The sequence below is a fragment of the Chryseobacterium aquifrigidense genome (assembly GCF_006716485.1).
Lineage (GTDB): Bacteria > Bacteroidota > Bacteroidia > Flavobacteriales > Weeksellaceae > Chryseobacterium > Chryseobacterium vietnamense.
Window position 1 is genome coordinate 2,207,371 of the sequence record NZ_VFPD01000001.1, and the last position, 6,539, is coordinate 2,213,909.

Here is a 6,539-nt window from a genome sequence, read left to right on the forward strand (position 1 = left end):
TGTTCGTTTACGAATTTACTGTTTTCTCCTTATAAAACAGCAAACCGATTGCAGAAAATACAATGACCGCTGCTGCCCCGATTACATTAAGCCAAAGGAAAGAAACGATATCGAACTGATAAACAGCAATCACAGCAATTTCCGATAAAATGGCAGCAATAAATACATTCGGGCCAGTGATTTTCCTGTAATAAAATGCAACGAGAAAGATCCCCAATATCGGACCATAGAAAAGAGAACCCAGTACATTAACCGCTTCAATAAGAGAACCCATCTGTGTGGCAAACATTGCGACAGCGATTGAAAAAATGCCCCAGGCTAAAGTATGCAGACGGCTATACTTCAATTCGGTTTTTTCATCAGGAATTTCTTTGCTGAATATTAAATGAACATCTTTTAATGAGCAGGCGGCAAGGGAATTCAGCGCTGCCGAAATAGAACCCCAGCTGGCCAGAAAAATGACGGCAAACAGTAAACCGATCATCCCTACAGGCAATGTATTTTTTACGAAATACAGGAAAATGTAATTCGTATCTGTTTTTTCTGCATTATAGTTTGAATTGTTGATCGCTTCCTCCACCCTGCTGTGAAGTGCTTTTACCTGGGTCTGTGTATCTTTAAAATCCTGAATTGTTTTTTTGAGCTGAGGAGAATGAGTTTCTTTCAACTTTAAAATTTCTTTCGATTCTGCGTTAAATTTCAGTTGTAAATTCTGATGTTCTTTTTCAAAAACCGCGGCCTGTTCAGGTTTTGCCTCCTTCAACTGTTGGTAAGAGCGTTCGTTAAAATAAATCGGAGCCGGTTTTAGAGAAAAGAATGCAAAAAGCAAAGCACCAATAAGAAGAATAGCAAATTGCATCGGAATTTTCACCAAGCCGTTCAACAGCAAACCCATTTTAGCATTGGTATTGTCTTTTGCAGTAATATATCTGCCGACCTGACTCTGATCCGTACCGAAGTAAGAAAGTGCCAGGAAAAAACCACCGATCAATCCACTCCAGATATTGTATTTATCTTTCCAATCAAATTCTGTGGTAATAACATTGAGCTTTCCGGATTTTCCTGCCAGATACAGCGCATCCGTAAATCCAATTCCATCCGGCATATTCTGAATAAGCAGAAAACCTGCAAAAGCCATCGTTCCCAGAATAATGAGAAACTGTAATTTCTGGGTGTGAGCAATCGCTTTTGCTCCACCAACATAGGTATAAATAAGCAGAATCCCTCCTGTTAAAATATTGGTTACATAAATGTTCCAGTTTAATACGCTTGATAAGATGATACTTGGAGCATAAATACTGATTCCTGTTGACAAACCTCTTGAAAAAAGAAAAAGTAGTGAAGTGAGAACCCTTGTTTTTTTATCAAACCGATTTTCCAAATATTCATAAGCCGTGTAAACATTTAAGCGCTGAAAAATCGGAATGAAAGTAATACAGATTACAATCATCGCCAGAGGCAAGCCAAAATAATACTGAACGAAACGCATCCCGTCTGTATATGCCTGGCCCGGTGCTGAAAGAAATGTTATGGCACTGGCCTGCGTGGCCATAATCCCGATAAGGACAATGTACCAGGGCATTTTATTATCTGCTTTCAGGTAGGATTCGTTGCTTTTTTGGCCACGCCCGATGAATACGCCATAAACCACCACTATAACAAGTGTAAAAATAAGAACAGTCCAATCTATATTACTCATGTCCAGTATTTAGTAAACCCATAATAAAATGCGATCTGCAGTACTAATGCAACTGCCAATAGTATGTACCAGATATTCCAGTTTTTATTTTTTTTGTTCATTAGTTTTTCTGTGCAGATAAAAAGTTAAAAAATAAACGTGCTGCACCCACATTTCCTGCAGGCAGCTGTCTGAAAAATGCCAACGGTGTGTAAATAAAATTTCCCTTTCCGTATTTGGCATATAAAGTGGATCCCTGAAGGGGTTCTTCATCTGTATCATGCATTTCAAAAAGCGGTTCATAGGCTGCATCCCATTGAGCAGGGAAATAAGCACCACGCTCCTGCACCCAGCCTTTAAAATCATCCGCAGTGATTTTGTTCGGGAAGTTTAGTAATTTATGATTGGGATTCAAAAAGGTAACGGCAGCGTTTTCTTCGGTAACACGCTTATTGGCAATACTGAAATTGTACATTCCCAATTTGTCAACGGTGGTATCCTGGTTGGTGTTGTACTGCATCACCAGATTCCCCCCAGCTTTTGCATAAGACCATAAAAAAGGCATCCAGCGGCCCAGCTTTTTCTCTGTGTTGTTAGCACGAATCCCCAATACGATTGCATCATATTGTGATAGCTTGTTTTGACTACTATTTCCACCGGTTTCATCTAAGTTGCCAAAAAAGTCTTCGTCTTTCAGAACATCTACCTGAATACCTGCAATGCGCAGAAACTCAGGAATGAAATCACCTGCACCTTCTATGTACCCGATTTTTTTAATATTCGACTGAATTTCACCTTTCATTACCACTGCCGTTGCCGGCGAAAAATATTGTAAAGAAGGCAAATGCGGATACTGAATTAACATCTGCTTTTTATTATAAGTAACGCCGTCTGCAACAAAACTGGCATCCAATGGCAAACGGGAGGAGTGTATTGAGGCAAACTTAGCTTTTGGAATAACGTAATCGACGGTAAAGTCTTTTCCTTTAAGTGAATTTACATCAGTGCTGCCTAAGCGTTCTCCATTATACATCAGGTTTAGAACACCTTTATTGTACTGTTTGTCAGAATTAACTTTAACGTGTAAGCTCACATGTAAATCTTCATTTTCTTTGGCCCAATACAGGGGTTGAGTAAATTTCAGTTCCAGGGCAGGAACAATACGCAACGCTTCAACAACATCACCACGTACCGGATCTAATTTCTTGAAAGATAAAGGAAGTTTAACCTGAAACTGTTCTGAACCGATTCTTAAACCAAGCAAAACATTCAATGGTGATTCCGTCTCGGGCAAACCGATTAAAGTTTCATCCGGAACAGAGAAAGTGGCTGCGTTCACAGGTGGTTTTGCCAACCAGTAAGGTTCTGTGAGGGCTGCATCTTCAGGAATCTGAATGTCATGCTGAATAGTAATTAAAGAATCTTTTGATAGTTTTCTGTTGAAACTTTCTGATTGATTTAACCATTTAACACTTTCTAAAACAACCGGATTGGCAGCTCTTGAAATCAGATTGAGCCTGAAATTATAATGATCCCCGGCAACAGCTTCAGCCTGACTGGTAACTGCCTCACCCATAAACCCGGCACAGCTTAAAATAATATGGTCAAGCGATTTAATTTTATCTTTTTTCAGGTCTGCATCTTTGAGTGCCAAGACCTTTTTCCGCAAAGCAAGCAAAGCCGGTAAGCTAAGGTCAGGATTATTAAAATTAAAATCGGAAATAATTTTATCTAAGGATTGGTCTATATCAGCGTTTCCTTGTGAAGTCCAGGTTTTAACAACTCCATCGAAAAGGGTTGTTTTTGCAGGTTCACCAATAACGTGGGAAAAATATTCAGTTCTGATCCCGGCTACAGACTGTGTTCCTGCGCCCTGGCTTTTATGCAGACTTCTGCTTAATCCCGCCAGTTCGCCATACCCCATTCCCAATTGGGCATCATACTGTCCAACGGTAACTTTCAGTTGATTTTCAGCGGTCGTATTGACCCCTCCAAACCTGAAAGTATTCCACAGTACACGTTTTGGCTGCCATGCATTCACATATTTCAGTTGATCCGGGAAAGCTGTTTTATCACCAGCCAGCTTAAAAGCTTTTTCAGCCACCACAGCCGAAGCCGCATGCTGTCCGTGGCCTGCCGCAGCAGTAGGAGGAAAACGGCAAATGATAATATCAGGACGGAATTGACGGATTACCCAGACTACATCTGCTGTAATGCTGTCTGCATTCCATTGTTTAAAGGTATCGGTAGTATTTTTAGAGAACCCGAAATCGATTGCGCGGGTAAAAAACTGTTGAGCGCCGTCTAACTTTCTTGCCTCTAAAAGCTCATGTGTTCTGATTAAACCCAATGCAGCACCCTGCTCTGTACCTAATAAATTCTGCCCGCCATCTCCTCTGGTTAAAGACAGATAACCCGTTTCTACATTTTGATCGTTGATCAGCCAGGAAAGTAATCCTGTATTTTCATCATCAGGATGAGCCGCAAGGTATAAAACTTTAGGCAGATGTTTAAGGGTTTTGAGTTCACGGTAAATTTCAGATGATTTTGAAGGCCGAACCTGCTGAGCCGAACAAAAAACCGTATAAAAGCTAAGGACACATACAGTAATTACTTTTTTGAACATATGAATTTGCTTTGCGGGGCAAATATAAGTAAATCATCTTTCTTTCAACATTAAAAGAAAAACAACCTATAAATTTCAAACATTATATTAAATTTTTCTAAAAATAGCGCTATAAATATAAAAAAGACCAATACAAAGCTCATCAATAATTCCACTTTATTGCAAGTGGGCTTCCATATATAGTCAACAGATTCAAAAATGAAAACTTTGCGTCATAAAAATCATCGTATCTTTTTCAATCAAAGGAGGTGATATAGAGAAAAGCAGAGAATTTGACATCAATAGTTTTAAACCCACATTCAATACTTAAATCAAACAGAATATTACCAATTAATTAATTTTTCACAATTACAAAGGTCTTTTATTTTATTTTCCATAAAAAAAAGCTATATTTGAACTTACACAAAATCACACTTTTATATGAAAACAAAATTTACACAACTCTGTGCAGTTCTTATTTCTGCATTCTCATTTGCCCAAGTAGGGTTCAACACCACTTCACCTAAAACAACGGTGGATGTATCTGCAAAAAGAGATACTTCAGGACTGATTACGGATAACACACAAACATACGGACTACAGGCTCCGAGGCTTACAAGAGCAGAGCTTACAGCCAATACAGCTACGTATGGCAGCAATCAGACCGGAGCATTAGTTTATATTACGGATGTTACCGGTGGAGATACTGCAGGACAACGTATTAATGTTACTGCTATGGGCTATTATTATTTTGATGGAACAGTATGGCAAAGACTTACACAGGCAACCAATGCTGTGGCTCCGGCAATTTCCGCATTACAATGTACTACAGCTTACTTAAATCCTTCTACTTATACTCCCGGTATTCCGTACACCGGAAACCTGAGAGTTACTTACAGTGGCGGAAACGGAGGTTCCTATAATTCAGGAACTCCTTTTACAGTAAACGGATTAACCTTCCAGCTAAGACCGGGAACTTTAGAGTTTGGTGATGGCGAACTGGTATTCTCCGTGAGTGGAACTCCTGCCACCGGTAATGATATGGCTGTTCCGATGACCAGCGCTACAGTTTCTTTCTTAACTGCAGCACAAAACTGTACTGCTACAGTAGGAAATAGCAGCCGTGCAGACATTGCGCCTGTTGCTGTAATGGGATACCCTACCCTAACCACCGATGGCAACGGGAAACAGGCCTATACTTTGCCTCTTGCGACCCCGGATGGTAAGTATTCGATCAGGGTAATATTTGATACCACAAGTGGTACAACCGCTGCAGTTCCTAATGTACAATTATTTAATAATACTGGTGCTACCGTTAATCTATACTGGAATTATAATACCGAATATGGTGGTTATATTGGCTCTGCGGTAACCACCAACAATATTACTTCAGGAGTATGGGGTGGTATGGCAGACTCATCTGCCACCTGGTTTCCTCAAGGTACAGGGGCAGTTGGAAGTGCCTACTGGGGGAATATAGGGATTATAGATGGAGCCGGCGGCGGACCTGAGCACAGAAGATATACCTGGATAGACAGTAATCCTTCTTCAAAAACCGCTTATACCGCAACCATTATGGTAGGAGCACCCACTACAGGCAGTGCCCAGCCCAACCTTTCTAAAATATTCATCAAGATAGAGCAGGTAAAAGCTCAATAATATAATGCCCCTTTTTGAGGGGCATTTTTATTTATCTACGAAGTTTACAGTACATTTATCTATGTAAAATCATAAGGGATGTTTGCATCAATTGCTCTCTGAAGTCTCTTTACTTCGGGATAAGTCTAAATGCAATAATCTTACTTACTAGCTCAAAGGCTTAGGGGAATCATATTTGAAGTTATTTCTGAATTAAAAAAATAAACGCAAAGATCATTTATAATACCGTTTAATTTAAGTGGGCAAAGCAATGCGACTTTGTCGCTGATGAAGCGGCACGACTATCCATATGCTTCAGCGAAGCAACGAAGTTGATTCTTTCCTTTGCTCCCTTACAATCAACAGTTAAAAAAATAAAATCTTTGCGTCTGAAAAACATATCATCAGTTTGTATTTTAAATTATTCCTGATTAAAAAGATGAACGCAAAGTTTCTATTTATAAGTCCATTTTATGTAAACAGGCAAAGCAATGCAACTTTGTCACTGATGAAGCGGCACGCCTATCCATATGCTTCAGCGAAGCAACGAAGTTGATTCTTTCCTTTGCTCCCTTACAATCAACAGTTAAAAAAATAAAATCTTTGCGTCTGAAAAAC

Annotated in this window: 3 protein-coding genes; 1 reads left to right on the forward strand and 2 read right to left on the reverse strand. The window is 39.6% G+C overall.

Annotated features, from left to right (window positions below; genetic code table 11):
• Positions 1 to 7 precede the first annotated feature (7 nt).
• Both FB551_RS09935 and FB551_RS09940 read right to left on the reverse strand, forming a co-directional pair.
• A complete protein-coding gene (locus tag FB551_RS09935) occupies positions 8 to 1,699 on the reverse strand; it encodes a sodium:solute symporter (RefSeq protein WP_142017129.1) in 1,692 nt (563 codons plus the stop codon).
• Positions 1,700 to 1,799: 100 nt separating this feature from the next.
• The gene (locus FB551_RS09940; RefSeq protein WP_142017131.1) at positions 1,800 to 4,304 is read right to left on the reverse strand and encodes a PIG-L family deacetylase; all 2,505 of its coding nucleotides are present in this window, start codon (positions 4,302 to 4,304) and stop codon (positions 1,800 to 1,802) included.
• 420 nt (positions 4,305 to 4,724) lie between these two features.
• On the opposite strand from FB551_RS09940, the gene FB551_RS09945 reads away from it, so the two are divergent.
• On the forward strand, positions 4,725 to 5,942 hold the full coding sequence (locus tag FB551_RS09945; protein ID WP_142017134.1) for a hypothetical protein: 1,218 nt from the start codon (positions 4,725 to 4,727) through the stop codon (positions 5,940 to 5,942).
• The last annotated feature ends 597 nt before the right edge of the window (positions 5,943 to 6,539 follow it).

Coding starts and splice junctions, on each gene's coding strand:
- FB551_RS09935 (WP_142017129.1), bottom strand. CDS start 1,699: ATGAGTAATATAGATTGGACTGTTCTTATTTTTACACTTGTTATAGTG.
- FB551_RS09940 (WP_142017131.1), bottom strand. CDS start 4,304: ATGTTCAAAAAAGTAATTACTGTATGTGTCCTTAGCTTTTATACGGTT.
- FB551_RS09945 (WP_142017134.1), top strand. CDS start 4,725: ATGAAAACAAAATTTACACAACTCTGTGCAGTTCTTATTTCTGCATTC.